Origin of the sequence: Pseudoalteromonas sp. NGC95 (genome assembly GCF_015864705.1) — a bacterium.
Taxonomy (GTDB): domain Bacteria; phylum Pseudomonadota; class Gammaproteobacteria; order Enterobacterales; family Alteromonadaceae; genus Pseudoalteromonas; species Pseudoalteromonas arctica.
Window position 1 is genome coordinate 164,062 of sequence record NZ_JADYWR010000007.1, and the last position, 25,507, is coordinate 189,568.

A 25,507-nucleotide genomic window follows, 5' to 3' on the forward strand; every position below is an offset into this window, starting at 1 on the left:
CCGCAATAATACTTAATCATTTTGCGGGGCTAAACGAGTCGCTACCTGCGTTAAAAAATTTTCATTTAGAACAACTAAATAGCGAATTTTTTGCCTAGCTATCAACACGTTTTTCCATCCTCAAAATAGATCACTTAATTAAGCGAATTGGTATTATTAGTAAGATAAATAATAAACCCCAATGTAGCAATACATTGGGGTTTATTTTTAGCTGTATAAATAAAGCTTATTTTTGTAGTTTAATACCATTGTAATAGGCATCAAGCGTTGTGATTTTAGTTTGATTTGGTAAATCGGCAAAGTCACTTTCTATAAACTTAGTACCACGTAATTGCACATTTAAACGTGCCGCATTAGGATTAAGCATTGTTTGCTTGTAGTAGTCTTTTATATCTGCAAGCGTTACTTTTTCAACTTCATCAATCAGCTTTTGCTTAGAATCAAAGGTAAAATTTTCACGGTACCAATCGTTTATAAGTGGGCTCATTTCGTCACTTAAGTTTTTAGGCTGCTCTTTAAGCGATACTAGGGTTGAATTTTTAAGCTGCTCAAAAGTCTCTTCGCTCATGTTATCAAGTTCAACTGCGTATTCTTTTTTAAACTTATCAAAACGAGCTTGTATTTCTTTAGGACCTTTAACCGGTGTTTGAATATACAAACCAATTGCTGAGTAATCCTCGATTGGGCGAGCTAAGGCACCTACTGCGTATGCAAGCTGCTCCTCAGTACGCATTTTATCAAACGCAACTGTTCTAAAGTGGCTTTGTAATACAGCCGCTTCTGCTTTTTGTTTGTAACCCGCAACAGGGTGAACGGTCATATCAACCACCGCTACATCGGCTACATCAATATCTTTTTGCAGTACCAGCGTTTCGCCCGGTTGTGGCAACCATGCTTTGCTTCGCGCAAATTCACTGCGTTTATGGTTGCTTGGTAGCGTTGCACTTAATTCGTCTGCAATCGCGTCTATATCTTGCTGATTGTAGTTACCGTAACTAAATACGCGTAAATCGTTTTGTGCAAACGTAGCTGTTTTTAATTGTGCTAAGTCGGCAACACTCACTGAGTCAGCGGCTTTAATAAGCGCGTCTGTATCAAAACCACCTGTACGCGTTAGTTTTGAATACTCGCCAAATGCTTGTGCATACGGAAACTGTTTTTGTTGGTTTAGTAAATTACGTTTAAAGCGATCAACTGCTTGGCTAAATGCTTGTGCTGTTTCATCGGCTTTTAATCCGGTTAAAGCTTGTTTAAGCAATACATCTTGTTTATCTGTGAAACCACTCATAGATAAAACAAGACCATTACTCGGCGCAAGGCTTACACTCATACCAGCGATTGCTGCTTCGGTACTTAACTGACTTTGTTGAATATTGTATAAATCAGCCCAAACAGAATAAAGTACTTCTGCTTTAATATCGTTCAAACCTGGTTGAGTATTTATATAAACTTCAACAAGCCCTTTTGGCTGCTCTGCAAATTTTTGACTTGCTTGGCGCCATACTTTTACACCATTTTTATCGTAAGCAAGCTCAGGGTGTTTTTGCTCTTTAAATGCTTGAGTTTTTATTGCAAAATTTTCAGGCAATAAATTGTTTACAGTTGGTAGTGCTAACTTAAATTCGCTTGGTTTTTTCCAGCTGGCAATTTCATCATCGCTAATATCACTAATGCGGTATTTGCCGTCGTAAAAGTGTAGTTGCGAGTCAGTCTCTTCTTGTTGCGATACATACCAAATACGAAGAGTATCGGCATTTAACTGCTCAAGTACTTTATTTACAGCATCAGCGTCAAATTTTGCATAATAGTAAGGTGCATTAATAGCGTGATTTAACGGATAGTCTTGCATGCTTTGCGTAAGTGAACTTACATAATTAAACTCATCACCTTTTTCTAAAAACTTAAACTGGTTATTTAGTGATGTACGAATTTCGTTGAAGTACTTGCTATCAACGCCCTCTTTTTTAATTAAATCGATGTACTGCATAATAGTCGCAACTATTTCGTCACGATTTTTCATGCCTTCATCTGTAAGCTCTGCGTTTACGTTTAATGACCCGTAGTTACCATATTGATTTGGTGCAGCTGAAGCTGACAACTGAGATACCCACCCTTTGTCACGAAGCAATTGCGCTGGGCTGCCCGGCATTTCATTACTTAGTAAATACGCTACAAATCGGTTTGGTTTAAGCGCGAATTCGCTATTATTATTAGCAATGGTGAAATCAAGTTGTAGTTGTTTTACATCTTCATTTGGTGCATAAAACACGCGTTTTCCGCCAGCGTTATCAAAATCAAGTTTTGCAGTTACTGTTGGTTTTTCGATGTTTTTATTTTTTATATCAGCAAAGTATTTTTGTGCTTTTTGCTCCATTTCAGCAATAGGTAAATTAGAAATAAGCGCTACTTTCATGACATTTGAAGAATAATATTTATTATAAAAATCAACCGTTTCTTTGTGAAGAGAACTATTTTCTTTGTCACCAAGTGTTTCTAGGTTACCAATTAAAAAGCGATTAGCCGGGTGATCGCCCATCATTTTACGCGCTAGTTTAAATTGACCAAAAAAGTCCATTTCGCGACGCATTGACCACTCTGCGTTTACTGCATTTTTTTCTTTATCTGTGTATTCAGGGTATAACTTAGGTGCTTTGAAAAAGTCGGCAAAACGGTCTAGCCCTTCATCAAACGCGTCGTTATTAATTTTAAACATGTAATTAGTAATATCGAGCCAAGTATACGCATTGTGCGCGCCACCATTTTTGGTCATAAAATCAGAATACCCTTTTGTATCTGGGTAACGATCAGTGCCTAAAAACAGCATGTGTTCTAAATAATGCGCCATACCTTGTTGCGACATCGGGTCGTGTAGTAAACCTACACCTACACTTAGTGCCGCTGCCGATTTTTCCGCGCTCGGATCAGACACTAAAATAACTTCAATGTCGTTTGCTAATTTAAGTGTTTTATATTCGCGGTTATCGTTAGGGCTTACAACTAACGTGTCTGATAATAAAGAGGCCGGAGGCGCCACAGAAACCGAAGCAGTATTTGAACAACCACTTAAAACTGCAAGTGCGATAGCACTAAAACCAATAATCTTTTTCATTTTTGTTTTCCATTAAAAAGTATTGCGCAAAATAGCATGCGCCAATTCAAAGCAATATAGTTAAGCTAAACTAACATTTTCAATTAATAACTTTCTACAAAATAACGCTATTTTGTGTAACACATTGTGAAAAATGTCTTCATAATCGGCTATTAGTTGCGAGTCTGCCAACCTTCGAGATTAAAAATCATTCAATATCAAAAGATACACAAACTCTAAATAATAATAAGGAAAAACAATGGAAAAAATCATCATACTTGCCATGTTTACACAAGTTACGCTTTCACTGGTTGTCATGCTCATTATGGGTAAAAGGCGCTTTGCAGCAGCTAAAAACAAACAATTAGATTTAAGCGATTTTAAAACAATGCAATTAGATAAGGCTGGCGACACTATTAGGGTTGCAGATAGAAACTTTTCAAATCAGTTTGAAATACCTGTGCTTTTTTACGCGGGGTGTTTACTTGCACTACAGCTAAATAGCGCCAGTACACTTGTGGCTATACTGGCCTGTTTATTTGTAGCAACACGTATTGTGCATAGTGTTATTCATTTAGGTGAAAATAACGTACGCGCACGTTTTAAAGTGTTTTTACTAGGTTGTGCTTGTGTGTTTTCAATTTGGCTTGCGATGGTTTGGCGAGTATTACTTTAAACAGCAAAGTTTAATAATAATGTGGGCGGCTGGTTTACGCCATCCACATTACCGTTAATTTTAATTATTTAGCACGTTTTAAACGAGGAACCGCAAGTAAAAAAGCACCTAAAAGCCAAATTAATCCGCCGCCAGAACTGCTACCTGAATCTGTTGATGTGTCAGAATCAATTAGCGTATTTTCAGTAACAGTAAGACCTGCGGCTGAATTAGGATCATCATCCATTACCGCCACGTTTTGAATAGTCACTAAATTAGCACTGCTAATTGTTACATCAGTGCTTGCACATTGTTCAGCAGTAATACCAACAACGGGTGTTTCACCACAGTGTACTAATGCTGCAATTTTATCTAACGTTGATTGGCTTGCTGCAGTAATTTGTCCAAACACAGTAAAGCCACCGTTTTGCGTATCAAGTGCTGCACTATTGTCTGTAATATTAAAAAACCACTGGCTTGTTGCGCTATTAGCATCACCCGATAGTTTAGCCATCGCAATGGTGCCCTTAACATTAGAAAAAACAGGCTCATTTTCTACAGCAGGCTTTGTGGTAATCGCATCTAGCGAGTCAGAAACAGTAAATCCTCCCCCTTGAATAACAAAGTTACTAACAGAGCGGTGAATTACTGTTTCGTTATATGAATCGTCTTGAACGTAACTTAAAAAATTTGCAACTGTTTTAGGTGTTTGTTGATCAAACAAGTTAATTTCTATGACACCTTGGCTCGTGTTCATTTCGACAATAGTGGCAGCACTTGTAAAGCTTGCTGCGGCGAGTACTGAGCCAAGTAAAAGTTTTTTCATGTTGTATTCCTGTTGTTATATTTTTAGATAATTGTTAATGCGTTAACACATTAATGCCATAGGCGATTAAAATCGATTCTAAAGTGCGAGTTGATACAAATTAGACCGTGTTGATAACAAATTAATTACATATACCATTACTTATATTCTTTTTAGCTATATAAATCTAATTATTTAAAATTAAATCATCTTAAGAGTATGGCTACTTTTTGTTACCTTTAAAAAACACAAAACAACAGGATCTTATAATGCCACACACTAAACATGCAATTTGCGACTTTGGTTTACACAAAGGCGAACCCTATACAAAACTGCCAGCAAGCTTTTTAACCTGGATGATAGGTACTAATCACCACAAGCGAGAGTATGCGAATACGGAGTTGAAGCGTCGTGAACGTGCTGCCACAAACCAATTAACAGCCCCTTCCAAATAAAATGTAAATAAGTACGTTTTTTTAGCATAGAACTAGTTTAAACTAGCTGCCTGATAAATTAAGTAGACCTTAATCCATAGGTATTTTATGCGTATAATTATTTTATTTTCGGTTATTTTTAGTGTACTCGGATGCACATCTCCTGCTCCTGAATCCGTGTTTAGCGCTACCCCGACTAAATATTTAACTGTTCTTCATACTAATGATAACCACGGGCGTTTTTGGCAAAACGAAAAAGGCGAATACGGTATGGCCGCTCGCAAAACGTTAATTGACTCTTTACGCAATAAAGCTCAAAAGCAAGGTCATGCAGTATTACTACTCTCTGGTGGTGATATAAATACAGGTATTCCTGAGTCAGACTTACAAAAAGCAGAGCCTGACTTTAAAGGAATGTCGCTGATTGGTTACGATGCAATGGCATTGGGTAATCACGAATTCGACAACCCTATTGATGTATTGAAGCAACAGCAAAAATGGGTGAACTTTCCTTTTCTATCAGCCAATATATTTGAAAAGGAATCAGGCGAACACGCGTTTGATAGCTATAAAATATTCAAAAAGAATGGATTAACTATTGCTGTTATTGGTTTAACAACAACCGACACAGCTAAAATTGGTAATCCTCAGTATATTGGGCACTTAGAGTTTAAAGACCCTGTTGACGTTACAGCAAAACTAGCTAAAGAAATAAAAGCTAAGTATAACCCTGACATTACAATCGCCCTGACTCATATGGGTCATTATGTTGATGCTAGCTTTGGTATTAACGCACCCGGTGATGTAACACTCGCTCGCTCACTTCCTGCAAACACCCTTGATATGATCATTGGTGGCCACTCTCAAGAACCTGTATGTATGAGCAATACAAATGTAAATGACGATAGCTTTAAACCAGGTCTTGACTGTAAACCAGACCAACAAAACGGTACTTACATTATGCAAGCCCATGAATGGGGTAAGTATGTTGGTAAAGCTGAGTTTAAGCTTGAAAACGGAAAATTAACGTTACTAGACTACAAACTGATGCCAGTTAATTTGTATGTAGATAAAGTACAAGCTGATGGCTCAACTAAAGAAGTATTAGCAAACGAGTACATTAAACCAGACTCAAAACTTGAATCTTATTTAGCGGTATACCAAGCTAAAGGCGCTAAACAAATTGAAGGTACCATTGGTGAAGTAGATGCTCGCTTAGAAGGTGACAGAAACAAAGTTCGCTACCAACAAACAAATCTTGCACGCGTAATTATTCAAGCTCAAATGGATGTAGTGGGTGCAGACTTTGGACTAATAAGTGGTGGTGGTATTCGCAGCTCAATAGAGGCTGGTGAAGTGAGCTATAAAGATATTTTAAAAGTACATCCTTTTAAAAATCGTATTACTTACATGGATTGGCAAGGCAGTGATTTATGGGACTATTTAAATACAGTAACGAGCTTCCCACCGGATGCTGGCGCTTATTTGCAATACCATAAACTATCGTTTGAGCGTAAAAATAATCAGTTAGTTAATGTTGTTATTAACGGCCAACCTTTGAACAAAAATAAAACTTACCGTATGAGCTTAAATAGCTATAACGCATCAGGCGGTGATGGCTATCCTGCGCTTACAAATAAAAAAGGCTTTGTTAGTACAGACGAAACAGATGCCCAAGCACTTCAAGATTTTATATCAAAAAACAGCCCTCTTAAAACGGCTGAATTTACTCCTAAATAGCCTCTAATAATAGGAAAGTAACCTTGTTACTTTCCTATTATTTCAATACTGCCCTTTTTAATATTTGCCAGCCCATAACTATGCAGACGAGAGCGAGAACCCTCCCCGTATGCTTTAGGTGGATAATATAACTCTTTTTCGTCGGGATACTCGCTGAGTACTTCATCTAATGCAGCACGTACTTCGCTCAGGGTTTTTTCTAGGCTATTATTAAAGTTAGGCCTTTTTCTAACTGTATGGCCGAGTTCGACCAACCTATAAAAATACTTGTTAGCAAGCTCTAGCAGCTCCTCTGGCACATCTTTATTATGACTAAGCGCTACATCATAGTTATTTGTACAATACTCTACAAGTGCTAAATAAAAGCACAATGGCTTATTGGCTAAACACATTTTTTGTTCTGTATTACAACTACTTGATAATGTTTTATCATTAAGGTCAACAATAAGTATCAACGGCGTAGGCTCTGCAATTGATTGATGCTGTGCATTATTAAACTGCTTATTGCTCTGTTTAATAAACGCAAATTTCACCCAAAAACTAATCAACACACTTAATACTAAAAATATAAAATAGTAAATAAAATGACTCAATGCAAAGTGGGTTTGTTGGACGTTAAATACAACTAATACGAACCCATTACTAGTGCTCAAACTACGTATTATTTGGTGTGAGTTTACAGGTGTTACCATCTCGTTTTTTGGTGCAATAGCAACAACTTTGAGCTCGTTCGAATTAATGTAGCTGTTTAAAGTTTTAATGTAGCTGTTAACTGCATCTTTATTACCTGAATGCTTTAGCAGCTCATTCGATAAATCGAGTAATGGTAAGTCGAGTGCTATTTGCCTCTCTATCTGCGTAATTTTTTGTTTAGCTACTTGCTGGCTTTTTTGAGTTACAGAAATATAAAAGACAGACGACAAAATAAAAAACAAACTTATAATAACAAGTAATTGCTTATACTTACTCATCACCAGCCTCCTCTTTTAAGCCTACTAAGCTGGCGCCACAGCGCCAAAATGGCTGGACGTTTTGATAGTAATGCAAACTTTGATCTTTAGACATATCAAGCAAATTTTCCTGCACTGCGCATAATAAATCAGTGTTGTTTTGCTGCATTTTTAAATACCATCTTGTTCCAGAAATATTATTACTCAATGGCGTAATATAGTTTTTTGAAAAACGTTTTTCGTCGCTCTCTTTCCAAAACGAAGCAATAATATCTACTTTTCCATTAGCGAGTAAATCACGTAATTCGTTATGAGAGCTAGCATAAGTGATTTTCAAATTGGCTAAATTAATATCCAACTCTTTAAACGTTTGCTTTGGTAAAATATGCCCTGATCGGCTGGTCGGATAATCAAGCAAACCTATGCGCTTATCTAAAAAGTATTGTTTAGTGACTCGAGGTTTTTCTTTAGAAGATATAAAAAAAGCCGTGTAGTCAGAAAAACCAACAACGGGCTGGTAGTTATAGGTCGACTCTGCTTTAAAGGCTGCCATAATATTGTTTTTAGCCAAAATTAAGTCAGCAATTCCTTTACCCACAAACTCAAAGCTGTCTGCCGTTCTATACCCCCAATACCCTTTTACAGAGCCATATTGCTTAGCCACCACGTTATCAGAGCATAACTTTTGTGTTAATAACTTAGCTATTTTTTTTGATTGCGTAAAAACAATTAATTGGCCTTTGTTACTTGTTGCAGTTGTTTGACACTCTGTTGAGGTTTCGATCATAACTGGAAAGTGTAATTCATCATTGTATACACTAACTTGACCGCAAACCCACGTAACGACCAACAATAGAAACAAAAATGTAACAATTAACATTTTGTGCAACACGATATTTTTAAAATTCAAAGCAATGCCACTCAAAAATAGACGATATAGTGCATTTGAACAATTTCGCTTACTTATTACAACAAGTAATTTTACCTGTTAAACATAAACTATTGATTTAAAAGCAATGTGAATAAGAAACTATGAATTTTAATGAGTCCTTCCTATCAACACCAAAAGTAAGGACAATTGACCGCATTAGCCTGTAGCAACGCCATGAAATATTCATTAAGGAAGTTCTAATGCATAGCAATATAAAGTACTCGATATCTTCTGCGCTTTTGATTAGTGCAATATTTACAAGCACTGACTCACATGCTTGGGGTCAAAATGGCCACCGCATTGTAGGTAAGATTGCAGAATCTCATATAAGCGAAACAACTAAAGCGGCGATACAACCCTACCTTGATGGTGAATCACTTGCACAAATATCAACGTGGCCTGATGAAATGCGCTCTGCCCCTGGCGAGTTTTGGCAAAAGCAATCATCTCGTTGGCATTATATTAATGCAGCACCAGGAAAATCTTTCAGCTTCAATCACGATCACACTAAAAACAAAGAATCTGTAAGTAATATCCTAGAAGGCATTCACTATTCAATGCAAACGCTCACTGATAAAAATAGCACCTTAGATGCTAAACAGTTCAGTTTACGTTTTTTAGTACATTTGGTGGGCGACAGTCACCAACCATTTCATGCTGGTCGAAGTGAAGATAGAGGTGGTAACCGTATTAAGGTTTCATTTTTTAACGAAGAAACAAATCTTCACAGCCTTTGGGATACAAAGTTAGTTGAGAATGAGAATTTGTCGTTTACTGAGTACGCACAATTTATTGATACAAATAACAGCGAGTTAATTGCTGAGTATTTACAAAGCTCACCTATGACATGGGTTGAAGAATCTCATAATTTAGCCACAAAAATTTATAAATATACCAACAACGAAATTGGTTATAGCTACATATATAACAATACTCCAATTATAAAGACGCGCTTACAACAAGCGGGTATTCGATTAGCTGGATTACTAAATGCCTTATTTGACCCTTCTGCAAAAGAGTTAGAAACGGCACTGAAAATGACGACTGACAAATAAACTGTATTAAATTTATATAACCTACACACGGGAAATCAACATTATGACTAAGCTTCGCCTTTCGAAATTAACTGGAGCGGTAATTTTAGCTCTAGGTGTTTCTACAAGCGCAATGGCTGCTGATACTTCATCTGCAATGCGTGGTAAAATTACAACGCCTTCAGGTGGCAGTGCTGCAAACGTTAAAATCAAAGTAATTCACCAACCAACAGGTACTATTAGCGAACTAACTACAAACGAAAGTGGTACGTTTATCGCTAATGGTTTACGTGTAGGTGGTCCTTACATGGTGATCATTGATTCTGATACGTTTAACGATACCACTGTTGAAAATATATACTTGAACCTTGGTGAAACTTACCGTTTAAGCTCGCAGCTTGCTCCGCTAAACATCGAAAAGATTGAAGTGTCTGGTTATAAGATTGTTCAACAATCAGGTGGCTCTAGCAGTACATTTGGCTCTGACACTATTGAAAATATGCCAAGCTTTAATCGTGACATTAAAGATATTGCGCGCTTAAACCCACTTGCCAGTATTAATGGTAATGGTGAGCTAACGTTTGCAGGTAGTAACCCTCGTACCAACGGTTTAACAGTTGACGGTATTGGTCAAAATGATGACTTTGGCTTGAACTTTGGTGGCTACCCTACTTCTCAGCCTCCTGTAGCACTTGATGCTATTGAACAAGTTTCTGTTGATGTATCTCCTTTCTCAGCTTCTAAAGGTAACTTTGGTGGCGGTACTATTAACGCAGTAACAAAATCTGGTACAAATGAGTTTAAATTCTCTGGCTTTTATGAAATATCTACTCCTGAGATAGCTGGCGATGTTGATAATATTGTACAAGAAGACGATCTTGATGAGCTAGGTCATAAAACTTACTCTACAAATAAAGTAGAGCCGATTAAAACTGAAGAAAGATTTGGTTTTAATGTCGGTGGAGCGATTATTGAAGATGAACTGTTTTACTTTGTTAACTATGCAGAATGGTCAAGTGAATTAGATCTAGATTACGGCTTTGACGGTTCTGGTGCTTCAAATGAATTTAATACTTCTGAAGCTAACTATAATCGTTTCATTTCTATCTTAAATAATGAATACGGCTTAACTGATTCATTAGCCGGTGCGCCAGAAGATACAAACAAAAACTTGCTTGTTAAATTAAGCTGGAACGCAAGTGATGACCATCGTTTAGATTTCACTTATCAATGGCAAGACGACCAAGATGAGCGTAATTCTAGCACAGGCGGTGATAATATAGCCTTAGTTTCAAGTACTTATGCATACGTAACTAAGTTTAATAACTTTTCATCTAAGCTTTACTCTGATTGGACTGAAAACTTTTCAACAGAAATTGGTGTGTCGTATAAAGATGTTACCTCTGATAGCGCAACTCGCTCTAACTTAGGAAGCATTACTGTTGAGGAAGACGGTCGAAATGGTCCTTCTTACAACTTTGGTACAGATCAATACCGCCATGCAAACCGTTCAGAAACACAAAACCTAACTTTTACGTTAGACGCTACGTATTTAATGGATGAGCATGAAATAAACTTTGGAGCTCAGTACGAGTCACTTCGTTTATATAACTTGTTTGCTCAAAACTCTCTTGGAACGTGGAAATTTGATAGCTTAGAAAATTTTGAAAACCGTGAAATTGGTTCTTATGATTTCTCTTATCAAAATGCTTACACTAATGATTCAGCTGATACAGCATATGATGTAAGACGTAACCAGCTAGCGCTTTACATAGAAGATACTTTTTATGTAGGTGACGATTTAGAAGTTACAGCAGGTGTTCGTTATGAGCGCTTATCATCTGATGATAAACCAACTCTAAATGAGAATTTTGCTAATACGTATGGCTTTACTAACCAAGAAAACCTTGATGGTCTAGACATTGTACTTCCTCGTGTTGGCTTTAAGTACTACGTAACAGAAGCGCTTACTATTAATGGTGGTATTGGTCGTTTCCAAGGCGGTATTCCAAATGTTTGGTATAACAATTCATTCCAAAGTGATGGCATTACTTTAGTATCAGCACAAAACGATGTAATTAATGATTACTATGCAAATAACACAGCTGATATTACTCAGGTTCCTGATGAAATAAAAAATACATTAGAGCAAGGTGCTGGTAGCGTTGCGTATATCGACCCAGATTTTAAATTGCCTTCAAGCATTCGTACTCAAATAGGTTTTGAATATGAGTTTGATTCTGAACTATTGGGTGATGGCTTTAAATGGCAAGCAGAAATTGCTTACCATAAAAAAGAGAATGAAGCGGTATGGCATAATTCGTCAATTAACCCAGTAGGCTTAGCTGCGGACGGCGAACGTGTTATCAATCAAAGTATTTACAGTGGCGATAATGTTGACATAGAAATGACTAATTCATCGGATGATGGTCGTTCAATTATTATTTCAACGGGTATTGCTAAACAATGGGACAATGGCCTGTTTGTATCTGCAAGCTATGCTCACCAAGATGTTACAGAATCATCAGCAGGTTCAGCTTCTCAGGCAGAAGGTAACTATAAGCACAATATTACAGTAAATCGTAATGAAGATATTGCTGCACGTGGCTTTTACGAAGTTGAGCATAGCTTTAAAATTAACTTAGCGTATAACACTGAATTTTTTGAAGGATATGCAACCAAGTTCAATGTTTATTTTGAACGTCGTTCAGGTCGCCCATTTAGTTACACAATGAATATGTATAAAGATGAAGACTTAGGTGATACTAGCTCTTTATTCACTAATGGTGCTTACTTACCTTATATCCCTACAGGTGCTGATGATCCGAATGTAAATTGGGCTGATTCTAAAATGACTTGGGCTGAGTTAGAACCGTTATTAGAGCGTGCTGGTATATCTCAACGTGGTGGGATTTTAGGTAAAAATACAGCAACGCAACCTTGGGTTACTACAATGGACGTTAGCATTAAGCAAGAAATACCTGGCTTTGCTGAAGGTCACACTGGTGAGGTTTATCTAATGATTGATAATTTCGCAAACCTTCTAAACAGCGATTGGGGTGTAGAAAAACGCTTAGGTTACTCTAACCAAACTATTTATGACTTTGGTGGCCTTGATGACCAAGGCAGATATAAAATAGACAACAGCTTTGGCGGTGCAGATGTGCGTAATTACTCACAAATCAATTCATCGTCGTCAGCTTGGCAGGCTAAAGTTGGTATTAGCTACAAGTTTTAAGTCTTAATAGGTAAGTAATAACACATTAAGTTATTTGTTAACAAAACCCATTGCAAAATTGTAATGGGTTTTTTGTTTTTCACACCCCAATTTCACATGTTTGTCATAAAGCCCACGTAATATATACCCCGATATAGAGTTATTGCTCAAAAAAACACTCAAATAGACAAAAATAGTACTATTTATTAAAAATATATTGCAGTTGTATTTTATTTGTAACGAATAAATAAGGTACACTAGTAACGGATTTTGAATAAATGAACTTCAACTGTTTATTTTGAAAAATTTTAAAATAAAAATATAAAAATTTAATTAATAACTACACGGGAAAATTAAATGAAAACTCAATTACGCAAAACAGCTCTTTCACTTGCTATTGCAGCATGTGTTGGTGTAAGTGGCGCTGCAATGGCTAACGAAACGACCTCTGCAATTAAAGGTCAAGTAATGGGGCCTAACGGCAACCCAGCAGCCGGCACTAAAGTAACAATTTTACACGTGCCTTCTGGATCAGTAAAAACAACTGAAGTAAATGACGCTGGTTATTTCACAGCTAAAGGCCTGCGTGTTGGCGGTCCTTATAAAGTAGTTGTTGATTCAGATGTATATGCAGACCAAGAATTCAATAACATTATTCTTAATATTGGTAACGACTACCCAGTAAACGTTTCTCTTGAGTCACAGTCAAGCATGGAACAAATTGTAGTTTCTGGCGCGCCAATTAGCTCTATGTCTGGTGGTACTGGTCCGGCGTCTACATTTACGCTAACTGATCTTGAAAATACGCCAGCTATTAACCGTGATTTAAAAGACATTATCCGTATCGACCCGCGTATCACAATTGATGATAGCCGTGGTACAATTAACTGTGGTGGTGGTAACCCTCGCTACAATAGCTTAACGCTAGACGGCGTTCGTATGAACGATAACTTCGGCTTAAGCTCAAATGGTTACCCTACTATTCGCGCCCCTTTCTCTTTTGATTCAATTGAACAAGTTTCAGCTGAACTTGCACCGTTTGACGTTCAATACGGTGGTTTTACATCGTGTAACATCAACGCAGTTACCAAATCTGGTGGCAATGATGTTCATGGCGCTGTTTTCTACGATTACACTAGTGACTCTTTCAAGGGTGATAAAATTGAAGGTAATGACGTTGATAACGGTAATTACACCGAAAAACGTTACGGCTTCAACGTAGGTCTTCCACTAATTGAAGATAAACTATTTTTATTTACTTCATATGAAAAACTTGAAGGTGTTCAACAGTTTAACTACGATGGTTTAAGCAGCGGCAGTGTAACTGCTGATGATATCTCGCGTATCACAAGCGTTGCTCAAACTGTATATGGTTACGATGTAGGCGGAATGCCTTCAAGTATGCCTGTTGAAGATGAAAAAATCTTAGTTAAACTAGATTGGAACATCAACGAAGATCACCGTGCAAACTTAATCTATAACTACAACGATGGTAATACTGTTTCACAGTCAGATACTGGCTCTAGCCGTGTATCACTATCTAATCACTTTTATGACCAAAGTGCAGAATTCACTTCAATTATTGCATCTGTTTACTCTGATTGGTCAGATGACTTCTCTACTGAAGTTCGTATTGGTAAGTCTGAGCTAGATGCAACAGTACAATCACTAGATGCAGCAAGCAGCTTTGGTGAAATGCAAATTAGTACTGATAACGGTGGTACAGTTTTTATTGGTCCAGATGACTCACGTCAATCTAATGACTTAGATTACGATACAACTACATTTAAAGTTGCAGGTACATACTACTTAGATCAGCACACAATTACTGCTGGTTACGAGTTTGAAGAGTTAGATGTATTTAACTTATTCGTACAACATACTGAAGGCGAATACCGTTTTTACAACGATAGAGATGCAGGCATAACTGGTATAGATTTATTTGAACAAGGTATCGCAAATGCTGTTTACTACAACAATGCTGCCGGTACTAATGATCCTAACGATGCAGCTGCAAGCTTTTCGTACGCTCAGCATACGTTTTATGTTCAAGATGAATACGCATTTACAGACCTAGATGCAAACATTACGTTTGGTTTACGTTATGACAAATATACAAGTGATGATGCACCTAACTTAAATCAAAACTTTACTGATCGCTATGGCTACAGTAACCAAAGTACGTTTGATGGTATTGATTTAATTCAACCACGTGTTGGCTTCCAGTGGTATGCAACAGACGAACTAGAAGTACGCGCAGGTGTTGGCTTGTTCTCAGGCGGTAACCCTAACGTTTGGTTATCTAACTCGTACTCTAACGATGGTATTACAAACATCGGTACTTACCGCAGCTCGGTTGATTTATTCAATACGCCAAACGTAAATGGCGGCACGCCTGGTTTTGAAGTACCACAAGACATGTTTGATGAAGTTGCTAACACCGTAATCGGCTCAGGTGATTCACAAACAAACGCTGTTGACCCAGACTTCGAAATTCCTTCAGAGTGGAAGTATTCACTTGGTGCAACGTACACAACTGAAAACGAATACGTAATCTCTCTTGATTACTTATATTCGAAGAAAAAAGATGCTGCATTAATGCGTGATATCGCACTTCAAGATACAGGTACAACTACGTTTGATGGTCGTCCTATTTATGATGAGATTGAAGGTCGTTCAAACGAATACTTACTAACAAATGTTAGCGGTGATAGCGGTGATTCATCAGTTATCTCTCTAGCTGTTAGCAAGATGTTTGATAATGGTGTAAGCGTTAACTTTGGTTACGCATACACAGATTCTGATGATGTTAACCCAATGACTAGCTCTGTAGCTGGTTCAAACTACGGTAACATTGCCCTAACAGATCCAGGTAACCCAGGTGTTGCTTCATCTGATTACGAAATCCCACATCGTTTTACTATGACTCTTGGTTATAGTCATGAGTTTGTTGATGGATTTGCTACTCGCTTTAACTTATTTGGTGAAGCATATAAAGGCTTACCATACAGCTACACGTTTGATGGAAGTGATGGTACTTTTGGTGACAACAACTGGAATGGTAACCGCCAACTATTGTATGTTCCACTTGAAAACGATCCTAACGTTGTTTACGACATGAGTGCTGCTGATATCAATGAATTCAATGATTTCATCGCATCAAATGATTTAGAACGTGGTCAAACTACTAGCCGTAACGCTGAAAACTCAGATTGGTTTGTTAAGTTTAATTTTAAGTTAACACAAGAGCTTCCAGGCTTTATGGAAGGTCACAAAGGTGAAGCATTCTTCGTAATTGATAACCTTACTAATCTGTTAAACGATGATTGGGGCGTACTTAAGAAAGGTCCTTTCGTAGGCGCTAGCATGATCGAAACATCAATTGATGATCAAGGCCGCTACGTTTACTCAGGATTTAATGCAAACAATGCAAATACATCAGTGCAATCAGATGCATCTGTATGGCAAATGCGTGTAGGTCTTCGTTACACTTTCTAATTCAGAACTGTAACCTAAAACATCTTTTAAAAGCCCACTTTGGTGGGCTTTTTTATGCCTTTAATTTGTTATTTAACTTTTCAAAAATACTCACTAGCATTTCGTATTCTTCGTTGGTTAAAGTGCTCAGTAATTGTTTTTCCCAATTCAGTGCATCGGGCGCTATATTTTCATATAAGTTTTGCCCTACTTGGCTCAGCACAAGTAATGCTGCGCGTTTGTCTTGCTTATTTAGCTCACTTCTCACTAAACTTTTATCTATTAAAACTTTTACCGCGCGTGAAACAGTCGACTTGTCCATATTTGCTTGCGCGCATAAATCCTTTGCGTTGCTTTGGCCATACTGCGCTAAATTAGCAAGTATTCGCCACTGGGGAATATTTAAACCGTACTTAGTTTGATAAACCTCGGCAAAGTCGTTACTTACACGTGTTGCTACATTCGTTAATTGATAAGGTAAAAACGTTGCTAAATCAATTTTCATTTTTAGTTATCCCAGCTTTGTAAGGTTTACTTTGGTGTTCATTAATATTTACGCAGATGCGCAGTTGCACATTTGATATTAGTCTCACTTGAGAGTATCTTAACTGAAATAAAAATAATATTAAACCACCCCCCTCTCACAGGAGTCAGTAATGGCGACACAATTAAGTTATATGACAGGTTTTGGTAATGAATTTGAAACACAAGCGCTACCCGGTGCATTGCCAATAGGACAATTTAGCCCGCAAAAGGTTAAATACGATTTATATACCGAGCAATTTAGTTCGACTGCTTTTACGGCTCCTCGCGCTTCAAACCGTCGCACTTGGTTTTACCGCCTTCGTCCTTCGGTAGTACAAGGTGATTACCAAGCAATTGATAACGGCCTAATAAGAACAGCCCCAATTACTGAAGCCGTAACGCCTCCAACAATGCTACGTTGGAAGCCTATTGATATACCTTCACAACCTACTGACTTTATTGATGGCTTGGTAACTATGGCTGCTAATGGCAGTGCTAATGGGCAATCGGGTATTGGCATTCATGTATATGTGGCTAATCAGTCAATGCAAGGACGTTACTTTTGCAATGCCGATGGCGAAATGTTGTTTGTTCCTCAGCAAGGTGAGTTATTAATTCACACTGAGTGCGGTAAGTTAAGCATTAAACCAGGAGAAATTGCTGTAATTCCCAGAGGAATTAAGTTCTCTGTTGATTTAATTGATGATACAGCCCGTGGTTATATTTGTGAAAATTATGGCCATGCGTTAGAGCTTGCAGAGCGAGGACCTGTTGGTGCAAACGGTTATGCCAACGACAGAGACTTTCAATACCCCGTTGCTGCCTTTGAAGATAAAGAAGGTGACTTTGAGCTTGTTTCTAAATTTAACGGTAATTTATTTAGCTGTGAAATAAAGCACTCTCCTTTTGATGTAGTTGCATGGACGGGTAATAGCTCCCCCTATAAATACGACTTATCGCGTTTTAATGTGATGAATACAGTGAGCTTTGATCACCCCGACCCGTCTATATTCACTGTGCTAACCTCTCCTTCTGCTACTGAGGGTATGGCAAATGTCGATTTTGTGATATTTCCACCGCGTTGGATGGTAGCCGAAAATACATTTCGCCCGCCTTATTATCACCGCAATATTATGAGTGAATTTATGGGCTTAATTGAAGGTGTGTATGATGCAAAAGAGCATGGTTTTGTACCTGGTGGTGCAAGTTTACACAATTGTATGTCTCCACACGGACCTGAAGCAGACGTATTTGAAAAAGCGTCAAACGCTGAGCTTACACCACAAAAATACGAAAACACATTGGCCTTTATGTTTGAGTCGCGCTATATAATTTCACCGACAAAATATGCATTAGAAGGTAGGGAACGCCAACCAAACTACACCGATTGCTGGCGTACTATTAAAAAACAATTTACAGGTTCACAGGATTAATTATGAAATTATACAGCTACTTTCGCTCATCAGCGGCCTATAGGGTGCGTATAGCGCTTAACTTAAAAGCAATTGATCATGAACTTGCTATTGTTAACCTTTTAAAATCGGAGCAGCTTGGGGAAGAATACTTAGCGACTAATCCGCAAGGCTTACTACCTGCACTTGAAACCGATAATGGTGTTTTAGCACAATCGCTTGCAATACTGGAATGGCTTGATGAAACTTATCCGCAATCGCCATTAATTACAGGAACTGCGTGGCAAAAGTCACAAATAAGAAATTTAAGCTTTGCCATTGCCTGCGATATTCATCCTGTTAATAATTTACGCGTGCTGAAGTATTTATCGAACGAATTAGGTGTTGATGACGAGGCTAAAAATAAGTGGTATCGACATTGGATAGAAGTTGGTTTTGAAAAAATAGAACTGATGCTAAACGAAAATGATGACTACTGTTTTGGTAACCAACCAACACTTGCTGACATTTGTTTAGTGCCGCAAGTATTTAATGCAATTCGTTTTAACGTAGATATGAGCGCTTATCCAAAAATTGCAGCTATTTACGAACACTGTAATAAATTAGCTGCATTTAATGATGCTGCACCGCAAAATCAACCCGATGCAAATTAAGCTAGTTTAGTAACTAACCAGAGTTCAAATTAGCTAGCTTTGTAGCGCACTATGAATAACCGTAATGTGCTCAATTAAATCTAAGCCCAGATCAGTTAAATATCCGCCATCTGGGCTATCTATAATCCCTTTTTCAAATAAACGTTGCGCTGCACTAAGTAAGCTTGGCTCTGCGTCTGAGTGTAATTTAATACCCTGCATTTTACTGTCGCGAGGAAATTTTGCTAATAGTGTGAATTCTTCGATCATTGTTTGATTAAATTGCATTGTGTGCACCTTTTTATTTGAATCCAAGTTGTTCTGTGAGTAACTAAGTTTATAATTAAAATCACTTTGTGTACTTTACACTAGCACGTTTTTTAGCTTAATGTATTATTTTTAACCCTCCCTATTTAAAGGCCTCCAATGCGTAACTTTTTAGTTTTATGCTTTTGTTTTAGCAGCTTATCCTATTCAATACTTAGTGAAGCAACAACTCTTAAAACCCATTCAATTATTGATGCAAACCAGTTTGTAAATGAAGAATCTAACTGTTGGTACGACAACAAACGCTATAGCGAAGGCGCATTAATACAAATTCACTCATTTACACTTTTGTGCGGTGCTAAAACCCCCCAGCACAGTAACAGCCAACTCATTTGGCTTAAAATAGATAAACAAGGTAATGCTATTTACCCAACAGCTCCTAAAACAATCATTGTGAATTAGCGCTAAAAGCTGATTTGAGCTACAATGCACGCAGTTTAAATAAGTAGTATGGCTATGGATAATCAACCTAAAAACCCTTTACATGGGGTAACGTTAGAACAAATACTTGTTGAGTTAGAACAGCGACTTGGCTGGAGAACACTTGGCGAGCAAGTAAAAATCAAATGCTTTACTGATCAACCGAGCATTAAATCGAGTTTAAAGTTTTTGCGTAAAACGCCTTGGGCTCGCGATAAAGTGGAAGCACTTTATATTCACACTATAAATAACAAACCTATTCGTAGACCAAAAAGTGCGCCGAGAGAAACATCTTCTCAAGCGCCGGATACAACAGGGTTTGTTTGGCCATCAATTAAAAAATGATGTAAAAAAGGAGCTAATTTAGCTCCTTTTTTGATTGTAATTAGCGCGATTTATTGCTCTTTGCAAATCACATTTAATGAGGCCGGCTCAATAGTAATAACGAGTTTGTGAGCAGTTTTAACTTCACCGTCAAGTACGTACTTAAGCTCTCCTTCACCTGTCACCTCGACTCTTTTAGCATTTGTATGATGCGAATTTATAGCTAAATGTGTTTGCGTTAAACTGCTAAACATCAGTTCTGCAATACTCAATATTGTCGTAGAATTTTCATTATTTGGTGTTAGCCAATTTACATCAAGAAGCCCGTCACTATGATCTGGCTGCCCACCACCTTGAGCCAATAACGTTGTAAAAGGCGCAGCATTAGCCACAATAAAGCTATTTGTACATATTTCTTTCGGCTCATTATCATCGAGTTTTACACTAAGTAGCTGTGATTTTTGCTCACCAAAGGCTTCAAAAAAACCATTTAAATAGGCAAGTTGCCCCGACTTATTTTTCGACTCTCTATCTGCTTTTTCAATCATTGATTGCTCAAAACCAATGCCCGCTAATAAAAGTACTAATTCGTTATTACAATAAGCGGTATCTATTGTGCTTGTTTGACCATCAATTATTAAATCACAGGCTTGTTCAACAGGAATAAATTTAGAGCTAATCCCCATCAATACATGCGCAAGTGCGTTTGCAGTCCCCATTGGTATAATACCTAGCTTACATTGTGTATTTACAAGTACGCTTGCAACTTCGGCCACTGTACCATCGCCTCCACACGCTATTATCATGTCTGGTTTTTGCGTAATCGCTTGTTTAGCAAGCTCAATACCGTTAACGTCATGTGAAGTAGTAAGTACTTTTAAATCGTAATAGGCCGATAACCGCGCAACAATTAAGTGCTCTTTTTCTTGCCATAATCGTGTACCAGATACTGGATTTGCAATTAAAACGGCTTTGTTTTTAATCAGCAGCTCGCCTTTTTTATGGCGCTTAGCTAAATGGCGAAGTTGATGCTTATTTAAGTTTGCGGTTTCGCGGGTTTCTTTTATTTGTGCAAGTACTTCATGTACATCTGCATTTTTGTTTTGACTCAATAAATAAGCCGCCATTACAAAAACAGAGCGCCCACGGCCTAAAGCACAATGTACAACTACGCGACGGTTTTCTTTAATATGATGATGTATCCAATTAATAGCCTGATTTAACTGAGAATGGGTAGGAATACTATGATCGAGCACCGGAATGTTTAAATAATTTATATTCTCTTGTGTTGAACTCCACTCGAGTCCGTCAAATTCACACGTAACGTCTAAAATTGCCGTAATTCCGTTATCTTTTAATGTGTCTATGTCTGAGGGAAATAATCGGCAAGCTAAAAATAGGTTTTCGTTTATTTTTTGAATTGGCGGCACTTTATCGCGCTTACGTGACCAGGCATTATAAATTTGCACACCAAATAAAAATGGCACAAACGCCCAACGTATATAAAATGGGATCACCCCATTTTCACGTTTTCTAAATATTTTTGCTGTATTAAAAATATATGCGGTACTCACTAATAAAAGTGACAGCGCAGTCCAATAAAAAACAATAGCAAAGTAAACAGAGTTTACTTCCCAACCAATAAAAATAAGCAGTAATGCTAAAAGTGAATAACCAATTGCAGCCCACATAGTCTCTCCTTTGTGTAAATAATTCCGATTTTCTAATTTTAATTTAAACGGCTTTATGTACTCTTTTGCAAATATCACGCCATATAAATGGCATTTTAAATTCAAATTAAAACCATAAGCTATTGATATATAATGCTAATAATAAAATAAATTTAAGTGCAATCTGCTCTTTGTGCATTTTTTACAAACATGTGAATAAATTATACTTACACGTCTAAATTTCAAACACTGATCGGTTATTGCTTGTACTAACGTATAAAACAGCTAATCTAAAAATCAATTAAATTTTTTGCATCCAAATCACACTCTCAACCGTTTACTCAATGATAATAAGAAAAACAGGACCCCTATGGATAACGATGATTTACTCCCTCTTTTGTGCGCAACAGCACAAGGAGACAAAAATGCTTTCTCAAGTTTATATCAACAAACTAGCGGCAAACTTTTTGCTATTAGTTTAAATATGCTCACTAACAGAGCTTACGCGGAAGAAGCACTACAAGACGCTTTTATAAAAATTTGGCATAACGCATCTGAATATAACGCCTCTAAAGGCACCGTTATTAGTTGGATGATAAGTATAGTTAGGTATAGAAGTCTTGACTCACTGCGCTATCACAAAGTACGAAAAGAGCAGTCGTTAGGCGATGACGAATATGAAAATGAAAGTATCGACGTTAATTACGATGAAGAAACGAAACTGGTTAATTGTATCGAACAACTTGAGCCGCAACAAAAACAAGCTATTCACTTAGCTTATTACAAGGGGCTGAGTCATAGCGAGCTAGTGGATCATATAGAAACGCCATTAGGTACAGTTAAAAGCTGGATCAGGCGTGGGCTTATGCAGCTACAAAGGTGTTTAACATTATGAATTATAATAAACCCGAACTATTAGACGCGCTTGCTGGGCAGTACGTGCTTGGCACACTTAGAGGGCTTGCCCGTAAGCGTTTTCAGCGTCTGTTACTTAACTCAAATCAAGCACGTGAAGCAACAAGTCTATGGGAGCAAAACCTAAACAACTTAGCGAGTGCTATTACACCGCAAACGCCACGTGACGAGGTATGGGTAAATATACTACAGCGTATTGAAAACAGGCCACAAACAAGTAAAACAGTCATACATACCAAGCCTTCAATTTGGCGTACATGGTCTTTTGTGGCAACTGCTGCGTGTATTGTTTTAGCCTTTTTGGTTATTCAACCTAGTACCAATGTTATGCACACTCAACAAATTGCTTTGGTTCAAAATCAAGATAAACAATCATTATGGTTTATTGAAGTTAACGAGCAAGGGCTCTCAATTAAAGCCAGTAGCCAATTGGTTGCCCAAACTAATAAAGATTATGAGTTGTGGATGATTTTAAAAGGGCAAGATGCACCTATTTCACTGGGTTTACTTCCCAAGCAAGGCAGTAAAATATTATTAAAAGATAACCGTTTTAACGCAAGTGATATTGCATTGCTAGCAGTGAGCTTAGAACCTATTGACGGCTCACCAAATGGTTCTCCTACTGAAGTGCTTTACACCACAGAGCTAGTACTTTTATAACCCTACTATTATGACCAAAGTTGGCTGCTTACATAAAGCAGCCAACCTTCTTCAAAACTTTATTAACAATAAATAAAAATAATTTAACTTTTTTGCATCCAATTTAAATCCTGCCCCGTTATTAGCTATGACTTCAATCAAAACTAAAGGACAAAGTCATGAAAGCTTTAACTCCATCAATACTCGCAGTAGTAATATGTAGTACGTTTGTAAGTGCACCAAGTGAAGCATCAAGCCACAGAGAAGCGCCAAATATAAGCCGTTTCCCGACTTTAGATTCAACCGATTTTTATGTATTTAATAGTTACGAGCAAGGTCGTGATGATTTTGTAACATTAATTGCTAACTATATCCCGCTGCAAGATGCATACGGCGGTCCTAATTACTTTGCAATGGACCCAGATGCTACCTACAGCATTCATATAGATAACGACGGCGATGCTGTTGAAGATATTACATTTGCGTTTAACTTTAAAAGCATGCTTCCTAATGATAACCAAGGTGTGCAATTAACTGTTGGACCTGAAGGTAATCAACGCACCGTGTCTGTACCGCTTAAAAATGTAGGCGGTGTATCTGCCGGTGATGACAGCGCTGCAAATTTTAGTGAATCATACACAATGAGCATGATTAGCGGCGCGCAGCGTACTGGCGAAACAACGGTATTAAACAACACAGCATCAAACTCAAGTACATTTTCTAAACCACTTGATTATGTGGGCAATAAAACATTTGGTTCAATGAGCGATTACCAAACTTACGCTGACCAATTTGTGTATCAGGTTTCAATTCCTAACTGTGAAAGCATGGCACAAGTTTTTGTAGGACAACGTAAAGACCCATTTGTAGTTAACCTAGGTAAAACATTTGATTTAGTTAACTATGTACCTGTAGAGGGTGATAGCGCCCCTGGTGCTGGTGACGGCGGTGGTTTTCCAGGTGGTATAACACAATCAGCTGATAACGACGACCTTGCAGATAAAAACGTAACATCAATTGCTATCGAAATACCTAAGAGCTGTATTGTTGGTGAAGGTAACGGCGTAATAGGTTCGTGGACAACAGCAAGCCTACCTCAAGCTCGCGTATTAAACCCTAATGCTAAATTTGCTAATAACGCCGTTAATGGTGGTGCTTTAACACAAGTTTCACGCTTGGGTAGCCCGCTTGTAAACGAGCTTGTAATTGGCATTAAAGACAAAGACACATTCTCTACTGCTCACCCTAAAGATGATGCACAATTTTTAGATTATGTATCTCATCCAGCACTACCAGAGTTATTAAACATTTTGTTTAAAGATGCTGTTAATACGACCCTTGGCGCAAACTTAGAAACACTGGCACCCACAAACTTCCCGCGTACTGATTTAATCACTGCATTTTTAACAGGTTTTGCAGGCGTTAATCAACAAGCAACTGTAACACCTTCAGAAATGCTACGTTTAAATACAGGCATTGCAGCAACAGCGCAAGCTGATCAATCTGCATTTGGTGTAGCGGGTAATGATTTAGCCGGCTTCCCAAATGGTCGTCGCCCGGGTGATGATGTGGTTGATATTGCACTTCGTGTTGTGATGGGTCGTTTATGTCATCCTATTCCTGTAAATGGTGAAGACACTGATTTAGGACTTTGTGCACCAGAGGATGCTAATACAGGCACAGTGCCATTTACAGACGGCGCACCTATTGATGCAACAATGATGGATTCATCATTCCCATACCTTGCAACACCGCTTGCTGGCTCTAAATAAGGAGTAAAATAATGCGTAATTTAAAAACTACCCATATTTGTGTTCTCCTCAGTGCATTAACATTGGGAGCATGTAGTAGCGATGATGATAAAAAACAGCCTACTCCGGTTGTAAACACAGCGCCTACAGCAAGTGATGCAATACTAGCTACACAAACTGAAGTAAGCATTACCGATATGCTTAGCGCAACCGACAATGATGGCGATTCACTGACTTACTCGTTAACAAGTGAGCCAACTCTTGGAACTGTTACCGTTAATAGCGATGGTAACTTTACCTACACACCGAATAAAGAAGTGACAGGTTCAGATAGTTTTATGTTTGGTGTAAGTGATGGCGTTAATTCGCAAGTAACTGCAACAGTGAACATTACAATTGACACACTACAAGTCGACTTTGCTCAATTTGCAACCGATGCATTTAATCAAGCCCCAAATGCAGAGCCGTTAACTGTTAACGGTCGGGTGTTTACAAACACCGATACCGATGTTGATGGATTAATTTCAACAAACGGTAACTAACCAAGTAATTAAGCTGACA

At 37.8% G+C, this 25,507-nt stretch carries 21 protein-coding genes; 14 read left to right on the forward strand and 7 right to left on the reverse strand.

What is annotated here, in order from left to right:
- Positions 1–226 precede the first annotated feature (226 nt).
- Positions 227–3,109, reverse strand: coding sequence for an insulinase family protein (locus tag I6E70_RS08775; RefSeq protein WP_197188533.1), 2,883 nt, complete (start codon positions 3,107–3,109; stop codon positions 227–229).
- A 238-nt stretch (positions 3,110–3,347) separates the two neighbouring features.
- On the opposite strand from I6E70_RS08775, the gene I6E70_RS08780 reads away from it, so the two are divergent.
- Complete coding sequence (locus I6E70_RS08780) at positions 3,348–3,764, forward strand: MAPEG family protein (RefSeq protein WP_197188534.1); 417 nt, start codon at positions 3,348–3,350, stop codon at positions 3,762–3,764.
- Between the two features lie 64 nt (positions 3,765–3,828).
- Here the strand turns inward: I6E70_RS08780 and I6E70_RS08785 are convergent, their stop codons facing one another.
- On the reverse strand, positions 3,829–4,569 hold the full coding sequence (locus tag I6E70_RS08785; RefSeq protein ID WP_197188535.1) for a peptidylprolyl isomerase: 741 nt from the start codon (positions 4,567–4,569) through the stop codon (positions 3,829–3,831).
- Positions 4,570–4,817: 248 nt separating this feature from the next.
- Here I6E70_RS08785 and I6E70_RS08790 point away from each other — a divergent pair, with 248 nt between their 5' ends.
- Entirely contained in the window at positions 4,818–5,003 is a 186-nt protein-coding gene (locus I6E70_RS08790; RefSeq protein WP_024591811.1) for a hypothetical protein, read from the forward strand.
- Between the two features lie 87 nt (positions 5,004–5,090).
- Entirely contained in the window at positions 5,091–6,722 is a 1,632-nt protein-coding gene (gene ushA / locus I6E70_RS08795; RefSeq protein WP_197188536.1) for a bifunctional UDP-sugar hydrolase/5'-nucleotidase UshA, read from the forward strand.
- Positions 6,723–6,748: 26 nt separating this feature from the next.
- Here the strand turns inward: ushA and I6E70_RS08800 are convergent, their stop codons facing one another.
- The gene (locus I6E70_RS08800; RefSeq protein WP_197188537.1) at positions 6,749–7,693 is read right to left on the reverse strand and encodes a hypothetical protein; all 945 of its coding nucleotides are present in this window, start codon (positions 7,691–7,693) and stop codon (positions 6,749–6,751) included.
- A complete protein-coding gene (locus tag I6E70_RS08805) occupies positions 7,686–8,552 on the reverse strand; it encodes a hypothetical protein (RefSeq protein ID WP_029751213.1) in 867 nt (288 codons plus the stop codon). Before I6E70_RS08805 ends, I6E70_RS08800 begins: the two co-directional genes overlap by 8 nt.
- Before the next feature lie 251 nt (positions 8,553–8,803).
- Between I6E70_RS08805 and I6E70_RS08810 the strand changes: the two genes are divergently transcribed.
- From I6E70_RS08810 to I6E70_RS08820, 3 genes are all read left to right on the forward strand, one after another.
- A complete protein-coding gene (locus I6E70_RS08810) occupies positions 8,804–9,658 on the forward strand; it encodes a S1/P1 nuclease (protein WP_007582418.1) in 855 nt (284 codons plus the stop codon).
- A 43-nt stretch (positions 9,659–9,701) separates the two neighbouring features.
- Positions 9,702–12,875 (forward strand): TonB-dependent receptor, encoded by a 3,174-nt coding sequence (locus I6E70_RS08815; protein ID WP_197188538.1) that lies wholly within the window; start codon positions 9,702–9,704, stop codon positions 12,873–12,875.
- A 336-nt stretch (positions 12,876–13,211) separates the two neighbouring features.
- The gene (locus tag I6E70_RS08820; protein WP_197188539.1) at positions 13,212–16,352 is read left to right on the forward strand and encodes a TonB-dependent receptor; all 3,141 of its coding nucleotides are present in this window, start codon (positions 13,212–13,214) and stop codon (positions 16,350–16,352) included.
- Positions 16,353–16,404: 52 nt separating this feature from the next.
- Here the strand turns inward: I6E70_RS08820 and I6E70_RS08825 are convergent, their stop codons facing one another.
- Positions 16,405–16,836 carry a MarR family winged helix-turn-helix transcriptional regulator gene (locus I6E70_RS08825; protein ID WP_197188540.1) on the reverse strand — a complete coding sequence of 144 codons (432 nt, stop codon included), beginning with the start codon at positions 16,834–16,836 and terminating at the stop codon, positions 16,405–16,407.
- Between the two features lie 151 nt (positions 16,837–16,987).
- Between I6E70_RS08825 and hmgA the strand changes: the two genes are divergently transcribed.
- A complete protein-coding gene (gene hmgA / locus I6E70_RS08830) occupies positions 16,988–18,289 on the forward strand; it encodes a homogentisate 1,2-dioxygenase (RefSeq protein WP_197188541.1) in 1,302 nt (433 codons plus the stop codon).
- 2 nt (positions 18,290–18,291) lie between these two features.
- On the forward strand, positions 18,292–18,921 hold the full coding sequence (gene maiA / locus I6E70_RS08835) for a maleylacetoacetate isomerase (protein ID WP_197188542.1): 630 nt from the start codon (positions 18,292–18,294) through the stop codon (positions 18,919–18,921).
- A 33-nt stretch (positions 18,922–18,954) separates the two neighbouring features.
- Here maiA and I6E70_RS08840 read toward each other — a convergent pair whose 3' ends face one another.
- The gene (locus I6E70_RS08840) at positions 18,955–19,188 is read right to left on the reverse strand and encodes a TIGR02647 family protein (protein WP_007582405.1); all 234 of its coding nucleotides are present in this window, start codon (positions 19,186–19,188) and stop codon (positions 18,955–18,957) included.
- A gap of 138 nt (positions 19,189–19,326) precedes the next feature.
- Between I6E70_RS08840 and I6E70_RS08845 the strand changes: the two genes are divergently transcribed.
- Positions 19,327–19,629 carry a DUF1496 domain-containing protein gene (locus I6E70_RS08845; protein ID WP_197188543.1) on the forward strand — a complete coding sequence of 101 codons (303 nt, stop codon included), beginning with the start codon at positions 19,327–19,329 and terminating at the stop codon, positions 19,627–19,629.
- Positions 19,630–19,683: 54 nt separating this feature from the next.
- Positions 19,684–19,992 carry a VF530 family DNA-binding protein gene (locus tag I6E70_RS08850; protein ID WP_010553962.1) on the forward strand — a complete coding sequence of 103 codons (309 nt, stop codon included), beginning with the start codon at positions 19,684–19,686 and terminating at the stop codon, positions 19,990–19,992.
- A gap of 50 nt (positions 19,993–20,042) precedes the next feature.
- On the opposite strand, the gene I6E70_RS08855 is transcribed toward I6E70_RS08850, so the two are convergent.
- On the reverse strand, positions 20,043–21,662 hold the full coding sequence (locus tag I6E70_RS08855; protein WP_166377157.1) for a diacylglycerol kinase family protein: 1,620 nt from the start codon (positions 21,660–21,662) through the stop codon (positions 20,043–20,045).
- 349 nt (positions 21,663–22,011) lie between these two features.
- On the opposite strand from I6E70_RS08855, the gene I6E70_RS08860 reads away from it, so the two are divergent.
- The 4 genes from I6E70_RS08860 to I6E70_RS08875 all read left to right on the forward strand — a co-directional run bounded on the left by I6E70_RS08860 (position 22,012) and on the right by I6E70_RS08875 (position 25,488).
- Complete coding sequence (locus I6E70_RS08860; protein WP_024595876.1) at positions 22,012–22,536, forward strand: sigma-70 family RNA polymerase sigma factor; 525 nt, start codon at positions 22,012–22,014, stop codon at positions 22,534–22,536.
- Entirely contained in the window at positions 22,533–23,216 is a 684-nt protein-coding gene (locus tag I6E70_RS08865) for an anti-sigma factor (RefSeq protein WP_197188544.1), read from the forward strand. Before I6E70_RS08860 ends, I6E70_RS08865 begins: the two co-directional genes overlap by 4 nt.
- A gap of 158 nt (positions 23,217–23,374) precedes the next feature.
- On the forward strand, positions 23,375–24,967 hold the full coding sequence (locus I6E70_RS08870; RefSeq protein ID WP_197188545.1) for a DUF4331 domain-containing protein: 1,593 nt from the start codon (positions 23,375–23,377) through the stop codon (positions 24,965–24,967).
- A gap of 11 nt (positions 24,968–24,978) precedes the next feature.
- Positions 24,979–25,488, forward strand: a complete 510-nt coding sequence (locus tag I6E70_RS08875) for an Ig-like domain-containing protein (RefSeq protein WP_197188546.1) — start codon at positions 24,979–24,981, stop codon at positions 25,486–25,488.
- Positions 25,489–25,507 lie beyond the last annotated feature (19 nt).